Annotated in this window: 18 protein-coding genes and 1 tRNA gene; 5 read left to right on the forward strand and 14 right to left on the reverse strand. The window is 64.8% G+C overall.

Translation table 11 applies throughout. The features are described 5' to 3' along the window. Nucleotides 1–91 precede the first annotated feature (91 nt). From AC3EC3_RS01770 to AC3EC3_RS01780, 3 genes are all read right to left on the reverse strand, one after another. Nucleotides 92–1,579 (reverse strand): MATE family efflux transporter, encoded by a 1,488-nt coding sequence (locus AC3EC3_RS01770; RefSeq protein ID WP_488487984.1) that lies wholly within the window; start codon nt 1,577–1,579, stop codon nt 92–94. Continuing rightward, on the reverse strand, nt 1,576–2,322 hold the full coding sequence (locus AC3EC3_RS01775; protein ID WP_488487985.1) for a 7-carboxy-7-deazaguanine synthase QueE: 747 nt from the start codon (nt 2,320–2,322) through the stop codon (nt 1,576–1,578). Before AC3EC3_RS01775 ends, AC3EC3_RS01770 begins: the two co-directional genes overlap by 4 nt. 166 nt (nt 2,323–2,488) lie before the next feature. After that, nucleotides 2,489–3,157 (reverse strand): VC0807 family protein, encoded by a 669-nt coding sequence (locus tag AC3EC3_RS01780; RefSeq protein WP_488487986.1) that lies wholly within the window; start codon nt 3,155–3,157, stop codon nt 2,489–2,491. A gap of 56 nt (nt 3,158–3,213) precedes the next feature. Here AC3EC3_RS01780 and AC3EC3_RS01785 point away from each other — a divergent pair, with 56 nt between their 5' ends. Together AC3EC3_RS01785 and AC3EC3_RS01790 are read left to right on the forward strand one after the other, a co-directional pair. Beyond that, nucleotides 3,214–3,816 (forward strand): TetR/AcrR family transcriptional regulator, encoded by a 603-nt coding sequence (locus AC3EC3_RS01785; protein WP_488487987.1) that lies wholly within the window; start codon nt 3,214–3,216, stop codon nt 3,814–3,816. A 501-nt stretch (nt 3,817–4,317) separates the two neighbouring features. Further along, nucleotides 4,318–6,795: a TonB-dependent receptor gene (locus AC3EC3_RS01790; RefSeq protein ID WP_488487988.1), complete on the forward strand. Its 2,478-nt coding sequence runs from the start codon at nt 4,318–4,320 to the stop codon at nt 6,793–6,795. Nucleotides 6,796–6,887: 92 nt separating this feature from the next. Here the strand turns inward: AC3EC3_RS01790 and AC3EC3_RS01795 are convergent, their stop codons facing one another. The 5 genes from AC3EC3_RS01795 to AC3EC3_RS01815 form a co-directional block, all read right to left on the reverse strand. Further along, nucleotides 6,888–8,435, reverse strand: coding sequence for an esterase-like activity of phytase family protein (locus tag AC3EC3_RS01795; protein WP_488487989.1), 1,548 nt, complete (start codon nt 8,433–8,435; stop codon nt 6,888–6,890). A gap of 96 nt (nt 8,436–8,531) precedes the next feature. Beyond that, a complete protein-coding gene (locus AC3EC3_RS01800) occupies nt 8,532–11,144 on the reverse strand; it encodes a TonB-dependent receptor (RefSeq protein ID WP_488487990.1) in 2,613 nt (870 codons plus the stop codon). 425 nt (nt 11,145–11,569) lie between these two features. Then, on the reverse strand, nt 11,570–12,547 hold the full coding sequence (locus AC3EC3_RS01805) for a FecR family protein (protein ID WP_488487991.1): 978 nt from the start codon (nt 12,545–12,547) through the stop codon (nt 11,570–11,572). Next, nucleotides 12,519–13,118, reverse strand: coding sequence for an RNA polymerase sigma factor (locus tag AC3EC3_RS01810; RefSeq protein WP_488487992.1), 600 nt, complete (start codon nt 13,116–13,118; stop codon nt 12,519–12,521). Before AC3EC3_RS01810 ends, AC3EC3_RS01805 begins: the two co-directional genes overlap by 29 nt. Nucleotides 13,119–13,163: 45 nt before the next feature. Continuing rightward, nucleotides 13,164–14,027 carry a hypothetical protein gene (locus AC3EC3_RS01815; RefSeq protein ID WP_488487993.1) on the reverse strand — a complete coding sequence of 288 codons (864 nt, stop codon included), beginning with the start codon at nt 14,025–14,027 and terminating at the stop codon, nt 13,164–13,166. Between the two features lie 626 nt (nt 14,028–14,653). On the opposite strand from AC3EC3_RS01815, the gene AC3EC3_RS01820 reads away from it, so the two are divergent. Next, nucleotides 14,654–17,104, forward strand: coding sequence for a TonB-dependent siderophore receptor (locus AC3EC3_RS01820; protein WP_488487994.1), 2,451 nt, complete (start codon nt 14,654–14,656; stop codon nt 17,102–17,104). A gap of 63 nt (nt 17,105–17,167) precedes the next feature. On the opposite strand, the gene AC3EC3_RS01825 is transcribed toward AC3EC3_RS01820, so the two are convergent. Beyond that, nucleotides 17,168–17,470, reverse strand: a complete 303-nt coding sequence (locus AC3EC3_RS01825) for a hypothetical protein (RefSeq protein ID WP_488487995.1) — start codon at nt 17,468–17,470, stop codon at nt 17,168–17,170. Between the two features lie 122 nt (nt 17,471–17,592). Continuing rightward, the gene (locus AC3EC3_RS01830) at nt 17,593–18,480 is read right to left on the reverse strand and encodes an AraC family transcriptional regulator (protein ID WP_488487996.1); all 888 of its coding nucleotides are present in this window, start codon (nt 18,478–18,480) and stop codon (nt 17,593–17,595) included. A gap of 152 nt (nt 18,481–18,632) precedes the next feature. On the opposite strand from AC3EC3_RS01830, the gene AC3EC3_RS01835 reads away from it, so the two are divergent. Then, a complete protein-coding gene (locus AC3EC3_RS01835; protein WP_488487997.1) occupies nt 18,633–19,598 on the forward strand; it encodes an SDR family NAD(P)-dependent oxidoreductase in 966 nt (321 codons plus the stop codon). A gap of 84 nt (nt 19,599–19,682) precedes the next feature. On the opposite strand, the gene AC3EC3_RS01840 is transcribed toward AC3EC3_RS01835, so the two are convergent. After that, on the reverse strand, nt 19,683–20,702 hold the full coding sequence (locus AC3EC3_RS01840; protein WP_488487998.1) for a class 1 fructose-bisphosphatase: 1,020 nt from the start codon (nt 20,700–20,702) through the stop codon (nt 19,683–19,685). Nucleotides 20,703–21,004: 302 nt separating this feature from the next. On the opposite strand from AC3EC3_RS01840, the gene AC3EC3_RS01845 reads away from it, so the two are divergent. Further along, the gene (locus AC3EC3_RS01845; protein WP_488487999.1) at nt 21,005–21,820 is read left to right on the forward strand and encodes a 2OG-Fe(II) oxygenase; all 816 of its coding nucleotides are present in this window, start codon (nt 21,005–21,007) and stop codon (nt 21,818–21,820) included. 53 nt (nt 21,821–21,873) lie between these two features. Here the strand turns inward: AC3EC3_RS01845 and AC3EC3_RS01850 are convergent. The 3 genes from AC3EC3_RS01850 to AC3EC3_RS01860 all read right to left on the reverse strand — a co-directional run bounded on the left by AC3EC3_RS01850 (nt 21,874) and on the right by AC3EC3_RS01860 (nt 23,597). Then, nucleotides 21,874–21,949, reverse strand: a tRNA-Thr gene (locus AC3EC3_RS01850). Between the two features lie 78 nt (nt 21,950–22,027). Next, entirely contained in the window at nt 22,028–22,648 is a 621-nt protein-coding gene (locus AC3EC3_RS01855; RefSeq protein ID WP_488488000.1) for a flavin reductase family protein, read from the reverse strand. A gap of 58 nt (nt 22,649–22,706) precedes the next feature. Next, a complete protein-coding gene (locus AC3EC3_RS01860; RefSeq protein ID WP_488489170.1) occupies nt 22,707–23,597 on the reverse strand; it encodes a hypothetical protein in 891 nt (296 codons plus the stop codon). Nucleotides 23,598–23,606 lie beyond the last annotated feature (9 nt).

Genomic DNA, 23,606 nt, shown 5'->3' on the forward strand with positions numbered 1-23,606 from the left:
CACCCGCAGGATACTACCGTTGGGTGGCAGGGTGGGGGAGAGGGTCGGTGCCGCGAAAAATTCGTATCACGCGAATTTTCAAACAGTCGCGTTAAGCGCCCGGCCTTGCCATCTTCGCGACATCGGCATGGCGGCGCCATGACCCGAAGCGGTAGTAGAGCCATGTCAGCACAACCGAAGTGACCGAGCCCACCGGGAACGCCCACCAGATCGCCTCGCCGCCAAGGTGCGGATAGGCGAGGGCGTAGAAGCCGAGGCGGGCCGGGAACAGCGCAATGGCCATGATCACCATCGGCGCCACTACCGCGCCGTAGGAGCGCATCGTGCCCGAGAGGATCATCGTCACGCTCATGATCACGAACGAGACGGTGCAGATGAACTGGATGTGCCGCCCGATGGCGATGGCCGGGCTGCCATGGCCGAGGAACAGCGCCAGCAGCGGGCGATCGCAGGCGACGATCAGCAGGCCGAGCACAGCCGACATCGCAAGGTTGGCGAGGATACCGACCCGCGTCACCTTGCCGATCCGCTCGTAAACTCCGGCGCCAAGGCACTGCGCGACCATGGCGCTGACCGCCGATCCGACCGCGAAGGCGGGCATCTGGAGATAGTTCCACAATTGCAGCGAGGCGCCGTAAGCGGCGGTCGTGTCCAGCCCCTCGCGATTGACGAGGCGGATCATGATCAGGCCTGCGGAACTGAACAGCAGCATCTGCGCGCCCATTGGAAGCCCCTTGGTGACAAGGAAGCGCAGTTCGGCGGCGCGCGGGATCAGATAGCCCAGTTCGTTGCCCTTGAGGCGCAGCGGCAGGTCGCGGCGATAGACCATGGCGATGGTCCAGATCGCGGCGATCAGGCTGGCGGTGCCGGTGGCGATGGCCGAACCGGCGATACCAAGGCCGGGGATCGGACCTGCGCCCCGGATCAGCAGTGGGTTGAGCACGGCGTCCAGCGCGACGGTGATGATCATCGTGTAGAGTGGCGTCTTCGAATCGCCCACGCCGCGCAGGCCCATCGACAGTACGAGGCTGAGCGTGCTGAACGGCAGGGTGATGAAGATCACGCGCAAGTAGGCCAGCGCATCGGCGCGGCTGGCCTCGGGCGTCGCCAGTGCGGTCAGCAGATCGGCGGAGAACCACGCGCCGATAGCTGAACTGATCACGGCCACGATCACGCAGAAGCCGATGCCGGTGCCGAAGGTCACACGCGCGCCGTCCAGATCGCGGCCGCCGAAGTGCTGGCCGACGCGCACGGTCGTTGCCATGCCGAAGCCGAAGACGGCGGCGAACAGCATGAACATCACCACGTTGGCATTCGCGGTGGCCGCCAGCGCGCCTTCGCCGATCAGCCGTCCGACCCAGATCGAGTTGATCGAGCCGCTCAGCGTCTGGAGCACGTTGCCGATCAGCATCGGGATCGAAAAGGCCAGCAGGGTGGGCAGGATCGGGCCTTGCGTCAGGTCGCCCTTGCGCACCTGCGGCGCATTCGTGGGCGGCACCTGCAACGGCGCGGCGCCCGCCGGCACGTCCGCGCGGCGCTCCACCTGATTGTCATCCACAAGGCCAGAGGTTTCGCTCATGTCCCGCGGGTGTCGCCCCACAGGTGGATGTGCAGCCGGTCGGTGAAACGCAGGGCGTGAGCGACGCAGGCATCGGCCAGCCATTTCGAGCGCTCACGCAGGATCGCGGCGTTGCGTCCTTCGGGCATCACGAAGATCTTCTCGCCCGGAATGGCGTATTTCGCCTGAAGCGCGAGCACCTCGTCGAAGTCGGCAGGCGTTGCCACCACGAACTTGAACAGCGCGCGCGGGTCGGCGGTCCAGGCGGCGAGCCGTTCGGGCAGCAGCGCGAGTTCCGCCGGGTTGCCGCTGTGCGACAGCTTGGGGCTGACGTTGAACTGGTGGACCAGCGGATCGAGCGCGGGGTGCGGCGCGACCGTGCCGTTGGTCTCGATCTCGACATGCATCCCGGCGCGCTTTTCGCCCAGCGCCGTCACCATGCGGGCGAGCGCGGCGCCTTGCAGCAGCGGCTCGCCGCCGGTCAGCACAAGCCGGTCGGGCGGCAGATCGGCGACGGCCTGCGCCACCGCGTCCTCGTCCATCGCGAACTGGTTGGCGCGGCGTTCATAAGTCTCGCCGTCGCGGTGCGGGCGATTGTCGCCCTCGAAGTGCCAGGTATAGGCGGTGTCGCACCATTCGCAGGCGAGGTTGCAGCGCGAGAGGCGAACGAACGTGCTCGGGCGGCCCATCGAGGCGCCTTCGCCCTGCAACGAGGCGAAGATCTCCGGCTCACCGGGATTGGTGGTGGCGAGCGTGAGTGTCACCCTGCCGCTCCCTGAAGTTGACACGGCCGAAGTTGACACGGTTGACACGGTTCAGAAGACACAAACGAAAGGGCCGCCATCGGCGACCCGCTAGGCATCAAGCAAGAGAAAAAGCGCGAAGTCATGTCGTGTCCTGTGACAGACATGGGCGTCGTAGGAAAGCGCTCTATTCCGGGCGCTGTTCTCCGAGCGGGGCCATCACGATGCCCTGACGGCGGCGGCGATAGAGCAGTGTCCACAGCGCCAGCGCGCCGATGCTGCCATAACCCACCAGCGGCCCGACGCCGAGATAGGCGCCCAGCGGCAGTATGCGGTACAGCAGCACCGAAAGCGCGACTTCGCCGACAAGGCCGAGGCCCCAGACCCAGGTCATCGTCATGACCGTGCGGTGCAACTCGTCCGAGCCGCGCATGGCCTCGAACCGGGCGAGCGATTCGGCGGATTCGCGTGCCATCGTCGCCCGCGCGATGGGGTAGAGCAGGGGCTTGCCGATCAGCGCGGAGATCAGGAAGGCAAGGCCGATGGTGCCCGTCACCGCCTTGTCGCGGAGTGCCACGAAGGCGGGCGATCCGCCCAGCATCGTCGCGATCAGGGCGAGAGCTATGCCCGCCAGCGATACGCCGGCGATGGCATCGAGGCGCCGGTTGCGGATCAGGCCGCCGATCCCCCAGACCAGCGGCGGCACCGTCGAGGCGACGAGCGCGCGGGTCATGCCCCAGTGCGGCAGCGCCCAGTGATAGATCACCACCGGCGCGCCGATATTGACGGCAAGGTCCAGCGCGAAGGCGGCGAGCTTGGGCAGGGGCGAGCGATTGGCGGTCATGTCGGCGGGCATCGGGTGACTCCAATGTTTACACCGTTATCATGGCGTGCCATGCTGACAGCGTCAACATGAAAGTGAACGGTGTAAACATGGCGGTCGGCACGGCTGAAGACGCGGGCACGCGGCCCTATCATCACGGCGATCTGCGCGGCGCTTTGCTGGCCGAAGGCATGCGCCTGCTGACGACCCGCGATGCAGATGCCCTGTCGCTGCGCGAAGTCGCGCGCGCTGTGGGGGTGAGCGCGACGTCGGTCTATCGCCACTTCCCCGACAAGCAGGCGCTGATGACCGCGCTGGCCCGTGAAGGCATCGCCCGGCTCGGCGCCGAGCAGCAGGCGGCAGCCATGGCAGCAGGCGGCGGCAGCGCGGGCTTCGCCGCGACGGGACGCGTCTATATCCGTTTTGCGCTGGAGAACCCGGCGCTGTTCCGTCTGATCTTCGCCTCGCCCGTGCTGGGCAAACCCGGTGATCCGAACCGCAAGGACAGCGAGGCCGGATTGCTTCTACAAGCCCATGCCGCCGCGCTGGGCAGGGAGCAGGGGCGCGATGCCCATGTGCAGGCGATCCGCAGCTGGTCGCTGGTTCATGGCCTGGCGATGCTGATGCTCGACGGCCAGATTCCGGCAGACCTGGATTTTGCCGACAGCCTGCTGGGGCAGGCCCCGATTTAGGCCCCTGGTTGGGCTCCGGGGTGCGGACCTGCCGGTTGCTTTCCCGTGTAGACGCTCCGCCAGGGCGGGGGTTCCACCGCATCGATGTATCTTTTCGGACACGATTCTCCGTGACCCCGGATGTCGGTGTCTTTGTCCCGCCTGACCAATGGATACAAAAGAGCAACATATCGTCAATTGATATGACATATGATTTCGCGACACACCTGCGGCTTCAGAGCAACACGCGAGGATATTAGCCGGATTGCGGCGGGTAACGGCTGCAATTTTATGGCAACAAAATGAAAAGTGCGATTGCAACAAAAAACCGAGCAGTTTTCAGTCGTCGAATTGTCACAATCGAACGGGTAAAGCGGGGGCAGCAGAGGGACGTAACCAGCTTGCCGCAACGGGGACACGATACCGGTAACGGGTCGGGCGGGACGGACGATCTGTCAGAAAATGCACAAGGCCAGCGCGCGGGAGACCTTGCGGGCGGCCGGATTTTTTGAGGTTTTTGCAATGCTGAACAAACGTACTCTCGCCGCCGGCGCGGCGGGCGTCGCCATGGCCTGCGCCATGCTTGCGACCCCCGCGTTCGCCCAGTCCACCGGTTCGCTCGACTTCGACAACTCGATCGTCGTCACCGGCAAGACCGACAAGGGTATCGGCGGGATCCAGATCCCGGATTCGCCCAAGGCCAAGCAGGTCCTGACCCAGACCGTGATCGCGCGCGGCACGCCGGGCCAGTCGATCGACGACACCATCAACCTGATTCCGGGCGTCAGCTTCCAGAACTATGACGGCTACGGCTCGTCGGGCGGCAACCTGATGATCCGCGGCTTCGACAGCACGCGCATCTCGCAGACTTTCGACGGCATTCCGCTGAACGACACCGGCAACTATGCGCTCTATTCGGGCGAGCAGCTGGACCCGGAACTGATCGAGCAGGTCAACGTCAACCTCGGCACCACCGACGTCGACAGCCCGACCGCCTCGGCCTCGGGCTCGACGGTGAACTACCGCTCGGTCGATCCCACGCATGAGTTCGGCGTGCGCATGGTCGGCACGATGGGCAGCTACAACAAGCTGCGTCTGTTCGGCATGGTCAACACCGGCGACCTGAACGCCACCGGCACCCGCGCGTGGTTCTCGGCGTCCAAGGACACCTACGATGCCGTCTACGGCGGTATCGGCAAGATGAACAAGGAACAGTTCAACGGCAAGATCTACCAGCCGCTGGGCGACAACGGCGACTTCATCTCGCTCGCCGGCCACCTGGACATCAACCACAACAACTTCACGTCCGACTTCCTGATGTCGAACGCGGCCTCGGCTGGCCTGCCGACCAGCGCCAAGGAAGCCAAGGACTACACCGTTGCGCGCTGCACCGCGGCAGAGGGCGTTGACGGCGTAGCCGACGCCGCGACCTCGTGCGGCACGGCGTGGGAATACCGCTGGAACCCCTCGAAGTCGGCCAACATCCGCATGAACTCGAAGTTCACGCTGAACGACAAGATGGTGCTGACGGTCGACCCGTACTACACCTATACCACGGCCAACGGCGGCGGCACGGTGGCGGCCAAGGAAGGCAGCTACAGCTCGACCGTTTCGAGCGGTTACATCGGTGGCACGCCCTATCTCGGCGGTGTCGACCTGAATGGCGACGGGGACACGCTGGACAGCGTACTGGTCGCAGCGCCCAGCCAGACCGTCACCAACCGCATCGGCGTGATCGCCTCGCTGCGCTATGACATCAGCAACAACCAGCACGTCCGCGTGGCCTACACCTACGACCGTGGCCGCGTTCGCCAGACCGGCGAAATCTGCGCGATGAACTCGAACGGTTTCGCTTCGGACTACTACTGCAACAACTCCGGCGCGATCACCGATGCCAGCGGCAACACGCTGGAGAAGCGTGACCGCACCACCTACTCGATCCTGCACCAGATTTCGGGTGAATACTCGGGCGATTTCGCGGACAACCGCCTGCATGTCGTCGCCGGTGTGCGCGTGCCGTTCTTCCGCCGCAACCTGCAGCAGAACTGCCTGACCACCAACGTCGGCGGTTCGGTGACGTGCTTCTCGTCGGACGCGACCGATGAGGCTGCCTACGAAGCGCAGCTGACCGCTGCCGGCACCGCATATGTCGCGCCGGGCCACAAGGAATACACCTATAGCCGGGTGCTTCCGAACGTCGGCTTCACTTTCGACATCACGCAGGCGCTGCAGCTGAACGCCAACTACTCGAAGGGCATGCAGGTGCCGAGCTCGGACAACCTGTACACCAACGGCTACTGGACGACCAACAACTACAACTCGCCCACGCCCGAGACGACCAACAACTTCGACCTCGGCTTGCGTTACACCACGGGGATCATCCAGGCGTCGGTCGATGGCTGGTACACGATCTTCAACAACCGCCTGTCCTCGGCCTATGACCCGGCGACTGACACCTCGGTCTACACCAACCTGGGCCGCGTAGACCGCTACGGCATCGACGGCACTCTGGCAGTGAAGCCCGACAGCCACATCATGGCCTATGTCTTCGGTTCGTACCTGTGGTCGAAGATCCAGGACGACGTGCAGACCGGTGCCGACACTTACGCCGACACCAAGGGCAAGATGGAAGGCGCCGTGCCGAGCTATACCTTCGGTGGTCGCGTCGAGGGGAACCTTGGCCCGGTCTCGCTGGGCGTGCAGGCCAAGCGCACCGGTTCGCGGTACTACAACGATCTGAACAGTGCTGTGTACAGTGGCAGCACCGAGATCTTCGCTGCCAAGGTGCCGGGCTACACGACGGTCGATCTCGACGCCCGTCTGAACCTGGGCTTCACCGGCATGGGCGACAAGACCTACCTGCAGTTCAACGTCACGAACCTGTTCAACAAGTTCTACTACGGCGCGTACTCGGATGCAGGCGTGTCGAACACGGCGACGAGCTACACCTACCTCGGTGCTCCGCGCACCATCTCGGGCTCGATCAACTTCCAGTTCTGATCGTTATCCGAACCCGATACGAAAAGGGGGGAGGGGCCATCCGGCTCCTCCCCCTTTTTTTGTGCCCGGTTGCCGGAGGCCGGGTGCCGCGCCTAGCGCGCGAGCGGCGGCAGCGTCAGGCGGTAGACCAGCACCACGTTGTCGTTCACGCCGCTGCCGTGATCGCCCTTCAGCGAGGCGTCGAAGGCCATGCCATCGACCATGCCGTTCTTCGCCTCGAAGTCGTTGTCGTTGCCGATCAGCAGGAAGTAGTCGTTGGGCGCGGCGGGATCGAGCACCGGCAGCAACCCCATCGCTTCCTGCTTTTCCGACAGCGTGGTTGGCGTCGAGGGCAGGGTATCGAGGTTCATGCCGAGGCGCTTGAGCTGCGCGGGGTTGAGCAGGTTGACCAGCTCGGCCTGCTGAACCGGCACGAGGCCCGAGACGACATGGCCGCCGTGCGCGATCGCCTTCGTGCCGGTTTCGTACTGTGTGCCGGCAAGGTTGGTGGCGCCTCTGGTGTCGATCACCAGCACGCTCTTGAACACCGGCGTCTTCGAGGAGGAGCCTGTGGCGCCCCGGCCAATGCCGTCGCGGGCAAGGACGAGGAACTGGTGATCGCTGAGCGCCACCATCTCGGACTGCGCGGCGGTATTGTTCGCCGCGCCGCCATCGCCCTCATCGTTGTAGACCGGCAGTTCGACAAGGTAATGCCCGATCGGCTTTTGCGGAGTGGCCGACTTGCCGATATCGTAGACCAGCATGCGGGTGACGTTGCGCGTCTGCTTCTCCTTGGGCGTGCTGTCCTGCACCGTGGCCGATTGCAGCATGGCGACGAGATGTTTGCCATCCGGCGTGATCGTCAGCGCTTCGAGGCCCTGGTTGTTGCGGCGCCCGGTGTCGGGGGCCTTCACGCTGTTGAAGTCGATCCGCCCATCGGTGCGCGGCATCAGCGCGGGGACGGCGGGGATCACCCCGGTCAGCTTTCCTGCGGCGCTGAAGTGATAGATCGCGGCGGCATATTCGTCGGAAATGTAGAAGCTGCCGTCGGGCGCATAGGCGAGGCCCTCGGGATCGAGGCTGACGCGTCCCGCCGCCTCGCCGCTGGCAACGATGGGCATGGGAATGCCGTTCTGCACGACAACATTGTGCGCCGGGTCCATGCCGGTCATCGGCGTGCCGTTGGCATCGCGCAGGAACAGGCCACCTGCCGGGGTGAGCATGATCTGGCTTTGCGAGGCGGTCGCCTGCGGCAGATCGTCGCTCCCGGTATAGGGTGTGAAGCGGATCGTGAAGCGGTTCAGCCTGTCGCGGTAGTTCACCGTGCCCTTGACGTTACCCACGTCGTTCGGTCCGCGATCGGGAAGGGTGGTGATTGCGCCGGTATAGCTGCCATCGGGAAGGCGCTTCCAGCTCGCCCGGTCGACCGCCATCGACGAGAACGAGCCCAGCGTCTCGTCCGCGAAGTCGCGGCTGTCACCGCTGAGCCGTCCGACGCCGACGAGGCCGTGGTTGATGAACTGCACGCCGTCCAGCGTCACCGTCTCCTCGCCTGCATGCGTGTCGAGGTGCGGGCTCTGGTAGCTTGACGAATCCGCCAGCGCGGGAACGGCGGCCAGCAGCGAGAGGCAGGAGACGGCGGCGAGTGTTTTGGAGCGCATGCTTGGGTCCTAACGGCATGAAACGGAAAAAGGCCTCTCTCCCGCCAGAGAAGGTGGGAGAGAGGCCTGACAGGTCAATCGGTCAGTATAAAGACATCAGAACCCGGCGCTGAAGGTGCCGAAGAACTGGCGCGGGGCCGACGAGTGCGCAACGAGCACGGTGCCGGTGGCATCGCTGGGTGCGAACACGCTGTTGTCGAAGTTGGAGACATAGCGCTTGTCGGTCAGGTTGGTGACGTTGAAGCTCAGCTTGGCGTGTTTGACCACGCCGACGTCGCCAAAGTCGTAGCTGACCCCCATGTCCAGCGTGGTGTAGCCGCCGAAGCTCTGGTCGTTGGTATAGGTGTAGTACCGGCGTCCGGTGTACTTGCCCTGCAACGAGGCCGCAAAGCCGCCGCCTTGCAGCGTCAGGACGCTGGAAACCATCGTCTTGGGTGTATCGACCTGCTGCTTGCCCTTGGTGTCATAGATGGTGCAGGTGGTGGTGCACCAGTTGAGATCCTGATCGTAAGTGGTCTTGTTCAGCGAGGCCGAGTTGTACCAGCTCACCCAGCTGCGCGGCTTCCACAGCACGCCCAGCTCCACGCCGCGGCTGGTGACGCTGCCGGCGTTGTGGAACGAGTTGCCGCAGCCCGGATTCTGCTGCTGGTTGGTGGGGCAGGGGTTGTACTGGAGCAGGCGGTTGTCGAACTTCACCCAGTAGCCCGCCAGCGAGACCTGCAGCGAACGGCTGACGTAGCGATAGCCGCCCTCGACGCTCTTGGAGGTTTCGGGCTTCAGCGTGCTGCCCTGCGCATCCCACACGCTCTGCGTGACGGACTGCGGGCCCAGCTTGAAGCCGCCCTGATACATCGCCATGTTCTCGGAATAGCTGGCGTAAAGCTCATGCCCCTGCGCCACCTTCCAGTGGACACCGACCTGCGGCAGGAAATTGTCCTTGGCGATCAGTGTACCGCTGGCGAACTGGGTCGAGGCGGGCGGCGGGGTGGCGGCGATGCCGTCCTCGGCGTGCGCGGAGGAGCGCGAATAGCTGCTCTTGAAGCCGAAATCGATGTTCAGCGCATCGTCGAACAGCGAGACGGTATCCTGCGCATAGAACTGGCGGGTACGCCAGGTCGTGCCCTGTACCCACTGTGCCGAGGAGGGCGTGCCGTCGAGGAACTGGCCGATGTCGAAGGGCCCGGTGACGTTGGCCCAGATGTAGCGCGCGGCGCTGCTCTTGTTGTTCTCCACCCAGAACCCGGCCTCGAAGTGGTTGAAGGCCACGTCCCAGTCGATGTGGCCCAGCACGCCCGAGCGGTTGATGGTGTAGCGCGTGTCGCGGATCTGCACCGGCACGTCGTCCGCCGTGGTGGTTGTACCTTGCGTCGAAAGCCCGGCGATCCAGTTGTTGCCGTCGCCCTTGTCCTCGTGGTGATAGACCTGCAGGTGCGCCGAAAGCGCCTTGGTGAAGGCGTAGTCGCCCGAGACGTAGAACAGTTCGTCGTTACGCAGGATCTGGCCATTGGTATAAGTGACGTCGGCGTTCTTCTGCGGCGAGGGTGCGTTGACGCAGGCGGTCGGCGTGGTCTTCACCGTACAGGCCGCAACGCCAAGGTAGGAATTCCAGTCCGGCGCATAGCCGCCCCAGTCCCAGCCAAGGCGCGAGATCATATCCTTCGAAAGATAGGGATCGTCGGCCTGATTGGTGCGCGAAATATCGCCGAAGGCGGTGATCGAGCCGCCATCGAACTCGTACTTTGCCTTGGCGTTCAACTGCTTTTCGGTCGAAGTGCTCCAGTCTGCCTGATCGACGAACAGGTTCTGGCGGGCATACTGGCCCGAGATATAGGCCGAAAAGCCGCCGTGTTCGCCGGTGTCGAAGCGGATATAGGTGCGCGCAGCCTTCTCGCTGCCCACGGTCTGGCTGAAGTCCAGCCCCAGATCCTTTTTCGGATCGCTGCTGACATAAGTGATCGCGCCGCCCAGGTTGCTGGTCGAGGCGATGCCGAGCCCTGCGATACCGGTGGCAAGGTCGGCGCTGCCAAGGTTCTCGGAAATCAGCGCGCGGCTGATGCTGAGGCCGTTGTAGTTGTTGTACGACCCGTCGCCCAGCGGCATCCCGTCGAGCGTATAGCCAAGGTGCGTGGTGCTGAACCCGCGCACCTGCAGGCTCATTGACTGTTCGTTGAGGCCCAGCGCGTCGATCGACTGCGCCATCACGCCCGGCAGGAAGTTCAGCGACTTCTGGAGGCTGCTGCCCGGCGGCAGAATGGCGAGGTTGGACGGCAGCAGGGTCGACACCGAGCGCGCCTGACCGCTGCCCAGCACGACGATTTCGGCGGGCGCTGCGGGCGTGGAGGCATCCTCTTCGGCAGGCGCATCGGCACTGGATACATGCGCGGGGCGTGCATCCGTGCCCTTGCTGTCGGCGACGACGACATAGGTGCCTGCCCCTGTCAGACGGGCGGACAGGCCGGTGTTCGCCAGCATCCGGCGCAGCGCCTGATCGACGTTCATCGCGCCCGAGATCGCCTGCGTTCGGCGCCCTTGCGCGGCCTGGCCTGAGACCATGATCTGGACGTTCGCCTGCCGTGCGAACACGCGCACGGCGCTGGCCACATCCTGCGAAGGTACATTGAACGTCGCCGCATGGGCGAGGGCGGGCGTTGCCATCGCGATGACGGACATGGCCGAGCCGATGGCGAGCCGACGAAACAGAGCTTGCATGAAATCCCCCGGAACTGATCGAGTTTGCAGTTTCGCTTCCTCGACGCGGGGGGCGGACGTTTCCTTATCGCACCCGCGAAATTTTTTGCGGGTTCATGTCGGGGGGGGGATCCTAAGGCCGCGTGAGCAAATGCGGATGGTCGGTAACGTCCCCGAGCGGACATTAAAATCCTGTCGTCATCCCAGCGAAAGCTGGGATCGCTTCCGGCATTATGTAACGATAGCGGGATGGGAGGCTGGACCTGCATTCTTGCGTCGCGGATGATGCAGCACCGCGCCGGAAGTCGAAAAGCACAATCCCGGATGGTGCGATCTGTTCGACCGTCTCATTTGACCGAGAGCGATCCCAGCTTTCGCTGGGATGACGGCATTATGAGAACGACCGCTCTCCACCCTTCTCCGCCATCCAGCAGACGTGCGCCACCTCACGGCGTGATGACGATCCCATCAGGCCCCTTGTGCGCCTGTGCGCCAAGGCTCATCGCGGCGGCGCTGGCGAAGCCTTCGGCATCGTCCATGCGGAACGAGCCGTAGAGGCTCTGGCGGCCGAGCGCCGGGCGGGCGACGTGGACCTGCAAGCGGCTGTGGCGATTGATGTCGGCGACTGCACTGTCCAGCGTCTCGCCGTCGAGTTCGAGGCGGCCGTCGCGCCAGGCCAGCATCCGGTCGATTTCGGCAGAGGCGACGGGCAAGGGTCTGGGCACCGGGCCATCGCCGGCGACTTTGGCAAAGCGCGCCCGCTGGCCGGTGACGAGCTTCAACTGCCCCATCGGCGAATCCACCCGGACCGAGCCTTGCGTGACGAGCACGTCGACCATGCCGCCTGCGGCATCGTCGCTCACCTCGAACACGGTGCCAAGGTCGGTGACGGTCACATTGCCGACGATCACCCGGAAGGGCCGCGCGGCATTGTGCGTGGCATGGAACAGCGCCTTGCCCGCCAGCAGGCGCACGTCGCGATGCCCGGCATCGAAGGCCACGTCGATCCGGCTCTTGGCATCGATGGATACCGAGGAGCCATCGCTCAGCGCGACCGAGCGCAACTCGCCGATCTGGGTTTCGTACTTTTCGTCCGGCACGTGAAGCGTAACCACCGCGACGGCACAGGCGGCGAGTGCGGCGAGGGTGCCGCCCGCCAGCGCCAGTCGCTTGCGCAGCGAAAAGCGTGCGGGCGCGTCCATCTGCTCTTCGGCAGGTTCTTGTGCCTGCTCCGGCTCGACTGCCGGCTCGAACAGGGTGAGCGTCGCCTGCGCGCGCAGCAGCGCCCCGGCATGGCGGGCATCGCTGGCGCACCATTCCTGCAGACCCGGCGGCGTTTCATCCGGCGCGGCGTCGAGCTTTACGGCCCAGGCTGTCGCCTCGGCTTCCAGTACCTCAACCGATTTTCCGCTTCCGGTCGTCAATCTTCCAGTCTTCCTGCCAGTTTTCGCGGGCGTCCGCTCGGCCATCGTCGGTTTCGCAGGCCCTCAGCGTGCGCTGTATCGCGCGAAGGGCCTTCTGAACATCGTTCTCGACGACATTTTCACTCACGCCAAGCCGTCTGGCGATGTCCTTCTGCGACAGGCCCTCCACCCGTTTCCAGGTGAAGATCGTCCGGCACCGTTCGGGCAGCGTGGCCAGCAGCGCTTCGACCAGCCCAAGCTGTTCGCGCGCGATGACCGCTGCCTCGACACCCGTCGTCCGATCCTCGACGAGCGAGGCGCCGCTTTCCGTAAAATCTTCGAGACGGACCACCCGTGCGCGGCGCAGGCTGTCGCGCCAGGCGTTCTTGACGATCTGCATGAAGTAGGCGCCGGGCCGGTCGATATGCTCGACGCAGCGCAGCGTCGCGAGGCGGCAGTAGGCGTCCTGGATCAGGTCGTCGATGTCGCTTTCGCTGACGCCAAGGCGCCGCAGCGTCGCGCGGACCTTCGGTTCCTGCGGGATCACATGAAGCGATACCCAGCGAACGATATGAGGCGGACAGATGGACAAGGCGCGGGCGTCTCCTGCCCGCGTATCTGGCCCCCGATTGCGAAACTATCGTGACAGGTGGGGGCGTGACAGCAGCGCGGCAGGCACCGGAGGTATCCGGCTGGCGACCATCTGTTCGGTTCCGCGCTCGATCGACCACAGGATACGCTTCTGTGCCGGATCCCAGGCGATGGCCTGTCCGTCGGTGACGGAGGCAATGGTCGTCACATGCTCCAGCGTGTCGCCGGATTTCGGCACGCGCAGCACGTAGATCTCGGGACGGTCGTGTCCGGTTACGTAGAGCAGGCCGTCCTTGCCCCACGCCCCGCCCGAGGCGCTCTTGGGGGCCATGCGGGCCAGCAGGTCGGCGGGGAAGTGCCACTGACCGGTCTCGTGGAACTGGCGGTCGTAGCGGACCAGCAGCGTTGCGGTGTGATCGTGGCCCGGTTCACCGCCGCGCCCGTCATAGTTGGCATAGGCGGCCCACCAGCTGCCCTCATGGGGGAGGAACCACGTCAGCGATCCGTGGCCGTGGCCCAGATCGTGTATGCGTTTTAACGTGAGCGTTCTGGCGTCGAGCCAGAGCACTTGGCTGTGCATGGGCGTCGCCGGATAGTTGGAGAAGGCGCAGACCAGATCGCGACCATCGACCACGCAGCTGTTGAGGTGCGGGAAGCGGGTGGGGTCGCCGTTCCAGATCGCGAGCCGCTTGTGCGTTGCCTTGTCGTAGCGCGCCACGGTGCTGTTCGCGACCGCGTAGATCGAATCGCGGCTGGCGGCGACGCCCTGATGTGCTTCGGGCGCGCCGATGCGTTGCGTTTCGACAGCGGCCAGCGGGGCGCCGATACTCGCCTGTGCATCGGCAAGGGGAACCCGCATGGCGACCAGAGCGACCGTCATCAGGGCGATGCGACGTGAAATCAGGCGCAAGTCTTTGTCCTTTCACGGTCTTGCCGGGCCTTGCGGAATTTGGGCTGCGGTGGCGTTTATCTGGGAGCGTGATTGCGCAGGCGCAAGGCGCCAGCATGACAGCGCGGATGTGACAGATTCGCATGAGGAGGAGGTGGCAGGGATGCGGCGCAACGTGCGTGCAATTTTGACGCAATGTGCAGGGCCCTGCGCGGCATTGCCTAAAAGCCCGGCAGACAGTTCCTCAATGCCCTGAATCCGTCGATGCCGGTCGCTTGCGGGACGTTCTGATCGCAGGCGACGAAATAGTTGTCAGGCACCGGGATGAGCGGCGGACAGCGCGTCGCGATCGGTTGTTTCAGTCAAGTCCCGGCGCAGTCGCATCGCGGGCGAGGTGCAAGCATAGCGGCCTCCGCGCGCATCAAAGTTACAAATGTTCCGGAGTCTGGCGATTTGTGCACAAGACAGCGTGCGTATTGCGGCAAGATGCTTGCTGCAAATTTGACCACCTTTTTGCAAGGCCGGGCACGCATCCGAAAAGAACCCGAAACGCGAGAGCGGGGCGCGATGACGCCTCGCCCGTGAAAGCACGAAGACATGCCGAGGGGAGGCCGCTGGATCAGGGCGCAGCAAAACATGGGGTGGACATGCAAAACCGACTTCTGACCACGACTTTCCTGTCGAGCCTGGGCCTTGCGGCTCTTTCCCTGTCCGCCAGCGCGCACGCGGCGGATGCTCCTGCGGCGGCAGTCGCTCCGACGACGGATACCGATGCCGATGGCGACGGGAAGACACCTTCGGCGCCGATCGTCGTCACCGGTGCGCGCGACATCGCTGGGATCGTCGTCAAGACGGACAGCGCGACGGTGTTCGGCCTCGACACGCCGCTGGTGGATACGCCGCGCTCGATCACCGAGATCTCGGACAAGCTGTTGTCGCGCTACAACATCAAGACCGTGTACGATTTCACCGCGGTGGCGGCAGGCACCTATACCGGCAGCTACTTCGGCGTGCCGGGTGCCATCGCCATTCGTGGCTCGGTGGCCGACAACTACTTCAACGGCTTCCAGGGCATCACCAACTTCGCCAACTTTCCGACGCCGGTGGATGCCAGTTCGAACATCGAGATCGTGCGCGGTCCGCCCTCGCCGATCTACGGTGCAGGGCAGGTCGGCGGTTTCCTGAACTTCGTGCCCAAGAGCGCGCAGGGCGACAAGACCAAGTACGTCGAGCAGCTGACCGGTGACGTCACGGCCACTTACGGCAGCTACCAGCAGCGCGAGGCGACCGCGAATGTCTCTATCCCGGTCAAGCTGGGCGGCAACGATGGCGGTCTGGCACTCTACGGAAAGATCGAGGATTCGCACAGCTTCTACCGGGGCATGCACCCCAGGTCGCAGATCGGGCAGGCGACGTACTCGACCGATCTCGGCAGCAAGCTCTCGCTCTCCGTCACCTACCAGTATCTGCATTCCGACGGCTATCTGAAGAACATCGGCTGGAATCGCGTTACACAGGATCTGATCGACAATCAGGAATACATCTCGGGCAAGCCGATTGCCCAGATCGTTGCACCGGGCGCCGATTTCATCACCAAGGATCAGTTCTACGCCAAGACCGGCGGCAGCACGATCGGCTTCTATGCGCCGTCGATCGGGGTGAACTATACGCCCAACGACTATACCGAGCTTGATCCCGCGACTGTGAAGACGGTCAAGCTATCGCCGCGCGACACGATGCTCGATCCCGAATACGATATCAACGAAGCGCATACGCACACTGCCTATGCCGGGCTGAACTATACCTTCGACGATGACAGCGTTCTGAAGTTCGAGAGTTTCTTCAACACCCTGAACAGTCGCAACTACCAGAGCTACGGCTTTGCCACCGTGTTCGACGCCTGGGTGGCCGAGCAGCGCATGAGCTACAAGTTCAATGTCGATGCCGGGCAGTTCCATCTCCAGACCATCGTTGGCGGCAGCTATCGCCACTCGCACTCGCACGATCTGGGGAGCCTGGACGATTTCGTGATCTCCGAGGATCGCCGCGACATCTCGGCAGGGGCGACGGCGGACGACCGCTTCAACGATCCGTTCCTGACGCCGGGCTATCAGTGGGCCACCTCGATCACCAGCAAGATCGACGATTTCGCCGCCTTCATGGTCAGCAATGCGACATGGGGGCACCTCGGCCTGACGGTGGGCGCGCGCTTCGACAACTACGATGTCCACGCGATCAACACCGGCACCGAGGTCGATGGCGTCTACACGCCCTATCACGCCACCAAGGCGCCGTTCACCTACAACGGCAGCCTCAGCTACTCGCTGCCGTGGTTCACGGTCTATGCGACTTACGCCAAGGCCTATTCGCTGAACCTGTCGCAGGGCGGCGCGGTGAACCCGGATCTGGTGGAGGACAACTCGTTCCTCGGCGGCTCGAAGCTGAAGGAGGCGGGGATCAAGACCTCGCAGTTCGGCGGGCGGCTGTTTGCCTCGCTCGACGTCTACGAGCAGCGCCGCAGCTATCTTTCGACCCCGGCCACGGGCGATCCGACCGTCTCGGAACTGCGCAGCCGCGGTGTGGAAGGCGAATTGCGCTGGCTGGTCACGCCGCGCTTCGGCCTGACCGCGACGGGCGCCTATCAGAAGACCAAGCAGATGCCGACCGATGGCGCCGGCACGTTCATCACGATGCCTTCGTGCCTCACCAATGCGGGCTGCACGGCGGGCTATGGCGGCTATACCTATACGCTGACCAACTATGTCGGGCTGACCAACGGGTACTATCTGCACTCGACGCCCAAATATACCGGCAGCCTGTTCGCGACTTACGATGCGAAGGGCCACTGGGGCCTGACGGCGGGCGTGCAATATGCAGGCAAGACCGGGGGCTTCCTGCCCGATGCCATCGTGCTGCCGTCCTATGCGCTGGTGAAGGTCGGCGCCTATGCGGCGGCGGGGCCGTTCCGGCTCGACCTCAATGTCGATAATCTGACCGACAAACTCTACTTCATCGCCAACAGCGATACCGATGCGAACGCCAACGTGCTGCCGGGGGTCGGCCGTACCGTCCACGCCAAGCTGACGTATTCGTTCTGACGATCTACTTCGGTGTGAACGAGGCGGCGCCGGAATCCTGCGGGGGTTTCGGCGCCGTCGCGCTTATGCTGCGGGCTTGCTCGCGATGCGCATCGCCAGCAGCGAGATCAGCAGGCTGGCGGGCAGGGCCAGCGTGGCATAGGCGCACAGCACCGCAAGGCCGGTGACGCCGGTATAGCCCGCCGCACCGCCGACGGTGGCGAACAGGTAGGACACCGCGATCACCGGCACGGCCAGCGTGCCCAGAACGATTGCCAGCGCGCGCCACTTCGATGCCAGCAGGCGGATCATCGCATAGACGAGCGCGAATGTCGGCAGCACCAGCGCCAGCGCCATCGCGAGCAGGTTCAGAGTGGCGTCGAGCATCGGTAAGGCCTCCTTGGTGCGAGCGGTTCGCAGAAGCGAGGCTCAAGCGGCGCTTCTGGCGAGGCTGGCGCACCAACGCAACGGGTAAATTGCCCCAGCCGGTCCGCGAGCTTTGCCCGCGGCTATCTGGCCCGCACAAAATCGCGTGAAGGCGGGGCGCCGAACTGGCGTGCATATTCGCGGCTGAACTGCGAGGCGCTTTCGTAGCCGACCGCGAATGCGGCGCGCGCGGCATCATGACTGTTCGACAGCAATTGTCGCGCCGCCTGAAGCCGCAGGGTCTTCTGGTATTGCAGCGGGCTGAGGCCGGTTGCCGCCTTGAAGTGGCGGTGGAAGGTCGGCACGCTCATCCCGGCGATCCGGGCCAGCGTCTCGATCCGCAGCGTCTGGTCGAAGCGGTCGCGCACGGTGGCGACGGCGCGGCGCACGCGCGAGAGGCGGCTGTCCTCGCGCCCGATCTGGCGTAGCAGCGGGCCGTGGCCGCTGCACAGCAGGCGATAGAGCACCTCGCGCTCACGCCCCGCGCCCAGTACGCCGATGTCCTCGGGCCGGTCGAGCAGCGCGAGCAGGGCGTCCCAGGCGATCAGCAGTTCCCGCGTCACCGGCGCGACGCCGAACCCGGCGAGCGGCGTGGCGGGGGGCTCCGGCGGCATCTGCGCCAGCACCGAGCCGAGCATGTCGAAGTCGATACGCAGCGCGGTGACGACATAGGGCTCGTCCGGTGTCGCCTCCATGATGCAGCCCATCGCGGGGACTTCCATCGAGGCGAGGAAGCAGCTGGCGCTGTCATAGCGCAGCACGTGGCTGCCGACCGTCACCTGCTTGGCGCCTTGCAGGACGAGGCAGATCATCGGCTGGTAGACGCCCGGCATCTGTTCGCCCGGCGTGCGGGAGGCGGCGATGGATAGGCGGGGAACGGCGGTTTCCAATTGCGTTTCGCTGGCGCCGTCGAGGGTATGGCGCAGCACGCGTTCGCGCATCGGTTCGAGCAGTTCGGCAAGATCGGTCATGAGCCGGAACATCGGCATTCGCACCCGCGCGCGCAAGGCGTTTGAGAGGATTGGGCAAGGGCTTGAGACGATCGGGCACCGGGCTCGCGCTGCCCTCATCCATATCCGGGGCAAGGCTGCCGGCAGGCGGCCGCAATGGAAAGGATATGACGATGAGCACACAGTTCGGCGCAACTTCCACCACCGATGATGTCCTGGCAGGCGTGGACCTCAAGGGTCGCCGCGTGCTGGTGACAGGCGCATCGGCGGGCCTGGGTGTCGAGACCTGCCGGGCGCTGGCCGCCCATGGCGCCGATGTGGTCGGCGCGGTGCGCAATCTGGCCAAGGGCGAGGCGGCAACCGCTGCCGTGCGCGCTGCTGCCGAAGCCTCGGAGGGTAGTTTCGCGCTGATCGAGTTGGATCTCGCCTCGCTGGCCAGCGTGCGCGCGGCGGCCGATGCGCTGGTGGCGGCAGGGACGCCGTTCGATCTGGTGATCGCCAATGCAGGCGTCATGGCCGCGCCGTTCGGGCGCACGGTCGATGGCTTCGAGACGCAGTTCGGCACCAACCATCTCGGGCACTTCGTGTTTGTCAACCGCATCGCCGGGTTGATCCGCGAGGGCGGGCGTCTGGTGAACCTGTCCTCGGCAGGGCACCGCTTCAGCGATGTCGATCTGGTCGATCCGAACTACGAGACGACGCCTTACGATCCGTGGCAGGCTTATGGCCGCTCGAAGACCGCCAACGTGCTGTTCGCGCTGGAGTTCGACCGTCGCCATGCCTCGCGCGGCGTCCGGGCGACGGCGGTGCATCCGGGCGGCATCCTCGAAACCGAACTGGCGCGGCATCTGGGCGAAGGCGAGGTCGAGGCGCTGGTGACGTCGCTGGACGAGCGCAACGCCGCCGCAGGGCTGCCCAAGTTCCAGCTCAAGACGATCCCGCAGGGCGCGGCGACTTCGGTGTGGGCAGGCGTGGTCGCCTCGGCGGACGAAGTCGGCGGCCACTATTGCGAGGATTGCCATGTGGCCGAAGTCCACGAGGGCGAGAGCATGGACGGCGTGCGCGCCTATGCGCTCGATCCAGAGAATGCGAAGGCGCTGTGGGCGCGCAGCGAGGAACTGGTGGGCGAGACGTTCTGATCGCCGCGCTAGCGACAGCGGACAAACGAAAGGCGCGGACCGAAATCCGCGCCTTTCCTGTCTTGCGGTGATCGAGGGTAAGCGTCAGGCCCCGGCGAGCGCGCCTTCGGCTTCGGCCAGCACCTTCACATGCTCGCTGTCGCCCAGCATCAGGCCGACGCGCTGATGCAGGCCGGTGGGCTTCACATCGAGGATGCGGGTGGTGCCGTCGATCGAGGTGCCGCCCGCCTGTTCGATCAGGAAGCTCATCGGGTTGGCTTCGTAGAGCAGGCGCAGACGTGCCTTGCCCGGCGTGCGGTGGTCGGCGGGGTAGAGGAACACGCCGCCGCGCTTCAGGATGCGGTGGACGTCGGCCACCATCGAGCCGGTCCAGCGCATGTTGAACTCGCGACCGCACGGGCCGGTGCCATCGGTCAGGCGCTCGTCGACGTAGCGGGTGACGGCGGGCGACCACTGCGGGCGGCGGGCCATGTTGATGGCGATCTCGCAGTTGCCCGAGGGAATCCTGATCGGCCCGTCGGTCATGATCCAGGCGCCAAGCTCACGGTCGAGCGTGAACTCGAAAACACCGGTGCCGATGGTCAGCACCAGCTGCGTCTGCGGTCCGTAGATCGCATAGCCGGCGGCGACCTGCGATGTGCCGGGCTGGAGGAAATCCTCCTCGCGCACTTCGCGCCCGGCGCATTCCTCGGGCGCGCGCAGCACCGAGAAGATCGTGCCGACCGACAGGTTCACATCGACATTGCTCGACCCGTCGATCGGATCGTAGACCAGCAGGTATTCGCCGCGAGGGAAGCGGTTGGGGATGGGGTGGATGGTGTCCATTTCCTCGGACGCCATGCCGCCCAGATGGCCGCCCCACTCGTTGGCCTCCACCAGCAGTTCGTTGGCCAGCACGTCCAGCTTCTTCTGGACCTCGCCCTGCACGTTCTCGGTGCCCAGGCTCCCCAGCACGCCGCCGAGTGCGCCCTTGCCGATGGCGTGGTTGATCGTCTTGCAGGCGCGCGCGACGGTCTCGATCAGCAGGCGCAGTTCGGGCGGGCAGGTGGAATCGGGGCGGCGCTGCTCTTCCAGCAGGAAGCGGGTGAGAGTGGTCGGTTTCATGAAGACTTCCCTTGCCTTTTGCCGATCATGCGTCGGCCGATGTGCCGTGTTTCAGGACGTCGATCATGCGGCTCAGGCCGATCATGCTGCATCGCATTCACATGCCTATGCAGCGTTTCCATCGGCTGGACGTCGCACGAAAACGGTGTTCAGAGCGTGTGCGGCGGGAACGTGACCGCTGTAAAGCCCAAATCGCCCCGCTGCCATGGAAACGCGTTTTTCCGTGGTTTCCCCTTCGAGCGCATATGTGAAAAAGCCCGTAGTTCAGCGTTTGCCTATTCGATCATGATGTTCCGCACCGAATGGTTGCACGAGTAGACCTGACCAACCTTGGTCGTCATGATGTCGAGGCACTGGCGCAGGCATACAAGTCGGCGCAGCCGTTCCCGAATATGTATATCGACAATTTCTTCGAGACGGAAATCCTGGATCAGATTCTCGACGAATTCGTCACTCATCCCGGTGAAATGGAAGCCAGCACCTACAATACGCTTCTCAAACGGCGCCAGTCCAACCTGAATGTCATGGGGCCGGTGACGCGCGCGCTGATAGAGGACATGCATTCTCCGGCGTTCATCCGGTTTCTGGAGAAAGTTACGGGCATCAAGGGGCTTATCCCCGATCCCTTCCTGTTCGGCGGCGGCACCCATGAGATCGGTACAGGCGGTTTTCTCAAGCTGCATACCGACTTCAACTGGCACAAGCGACTGAACCTGCATCGCCGTGTCAACCTGCTGCTCTATCTGAACAAGGACTGGCAGCCGGAGTGGAATGGCGCGCTGGAACTGTGGGACGCCAAGGTCCAGACAAAGGGCGCGGAGATCAGCCCGATCTTCAATCGTCTCGCCCTGTTCTCGACCACCGACGAATCCTATCATGGCCATCCCGAACCGCTGGCCTGTCCCGAGGGGGAGAGCCGCAAGTCGATCGCGCTGTATTACTATACGGCCGAGCGCCCCAAGAACGATACGCAGTTCGGCAAGTCCACCCAGACCAACTGGCGCGCCAAGCCGGGTGAGCAGTTCGACGTCAATCCCGTGCGCTACGCCGTCGCGCAGACGCTGCTGCGCTTCCCGATCGGGCGCAAGGTCGCGCGCATGCTGGGCAAGAACCTCTAGCCGCGGTCCGCTGACAAGAACACCGGGAGAAGCGGAAGGTCGGGGAGGGGAAATGGTGCCGGCTACAGGATTCGAACCCGTGGCCCCCTGATTACAAATCAGGTGCTCTACCAACTGAGCTAAGCCGGCGCTTGGTTCGCTGCCCTTATCAAGCCTTTCGCCTGTGGGCCAGAGCGATAATGCGGAAAATGGATCGGTGCGAGCCCGTCACGATGGCGGAAGTTCGTGCCGGGCCTGCCAATCGGCGAAACTGGGGCGATCCATGCTGAACAGGTCGGTCTGGCGCGAGTACCAGCCGCCGCCGTGCATGCGGGCGACAAGGTTCAGACCGAGCGTATCGACATAGAGCTTCTCGGCGTCGATCAGGTGGTCCTTGATATGGAAACGCTGCACTTCGCCCAGCGCAATCGTGACCGTGCCCGCCTCGACCGTCCGGAACAGGCGGCACTCCATCGCCACCGGCGCATCGATCAGGCGTGGTGGGGCGACGACGCTGGAAGGCGCGGTGGCAAGGCCCGCCATGTCGATCTCGTCGTATTCGGGCGGCGCGTCGATGCAGGTGAGGTTCATCGCCCCGGCCATCGCCTCGCTGACGAGGTGGACGACGAACTCACCGGTCTCGAGGATGTTGGCGGGGGTGTCCTTGTGGGTGCCGTCGGGGCGGCGCATCATGCCCACCACCAGCAGCGGCGGATTGCCGCCCATCGCGTTGAAGAAGCTGAACGGTGCGCAGTTGCGCCTGCCGTCCGCCGTCTGCGTGGTGATCCACGCGATCGGGCGCGGGGTGACGCTGGAGGCGAGCAGCTTGTAGCGGTCTGGTCCGGCCATCTGCGTGAAGTCGAATTCCAAGGCGCTCTCCTGCAAGGTGTTTCTGAGTTGATGTGGGTCAGGCGGCACCGAAGGTCCAGCCCTCGGTCCGGGCGATTTCGTCGGTCATCCCGCCAGGCTGCCAGAGGCCTGCGTCTTGCGAGGCCTTGCGCAGCCACGCGGCGGTGATCAGCGCGTCGGCGCTGTGATCGTCGATCGGCCCGGTGCTGCCAAGGCCTCGCGAGCCGAGCGCCTCCAGCGCGGCGTCGAGCAGCGCCCGGTCGGTCACTTTCGCGCGCGAGGCGGTGCGCCCTGCGGCGACGGCGGCTAGTGTCGTGTAGATTTCCGTCACCACCGAGCCTTCGCGCGGCAGCGGGTCGATGGGCCAGACCGGCAGCGCGTCGCCCAGCCGGTGCAGCATCCGCATCCCCGAAAGGCTCGACTTGCCGACTTGCGCTGCGCCCACGAGGTTGAAGTTCGAGTAGGGCTTGCACCCGGCGAGGGCCTGCGCCGCTTCGGTCACGCGCAGGCGGCCGCGCCGATGCGCAGCGCCGGGAAGATGGAAACGTTCGCCCTCGCGCCCGCCGTGACGGCGGAAGTAGGCGCTCAGCACGGGGTGATCGACGAAGCTGGAGACCGAGAGGTGAGGATCGCCCGCGCATGTCGCTTCCACCAGCGCCCAGAGCGCGCGGGCATCGGCGGGGCTCTCCTCCCAGCTCGGAAAGAACGCGTCCGCGTCAGCGAAGGGCAGCGAGATGCCGAGGTCGAGCCCGACCAGCGTATCGCGCGGAAGCCGGTGCAATAGCAGGTCGAGCACGCCCTCGCGCGACCAGTACCGGTGATCGGCGGGTGTCAGCAGGCGGGGAGGGGCATTGCTGCCGCTTTCGCAGATCGCAACGGCGATGCCTTTCTGGCGGGCCCCGAGCGCGCCCGACCAGTCGATCGCCATGAAGTGTGAAAACCGCGCCATGCCGGAGTG

It is taken from the genome of Novosphingobium sp. BAM6 (genome assembly GCF_057784955.1).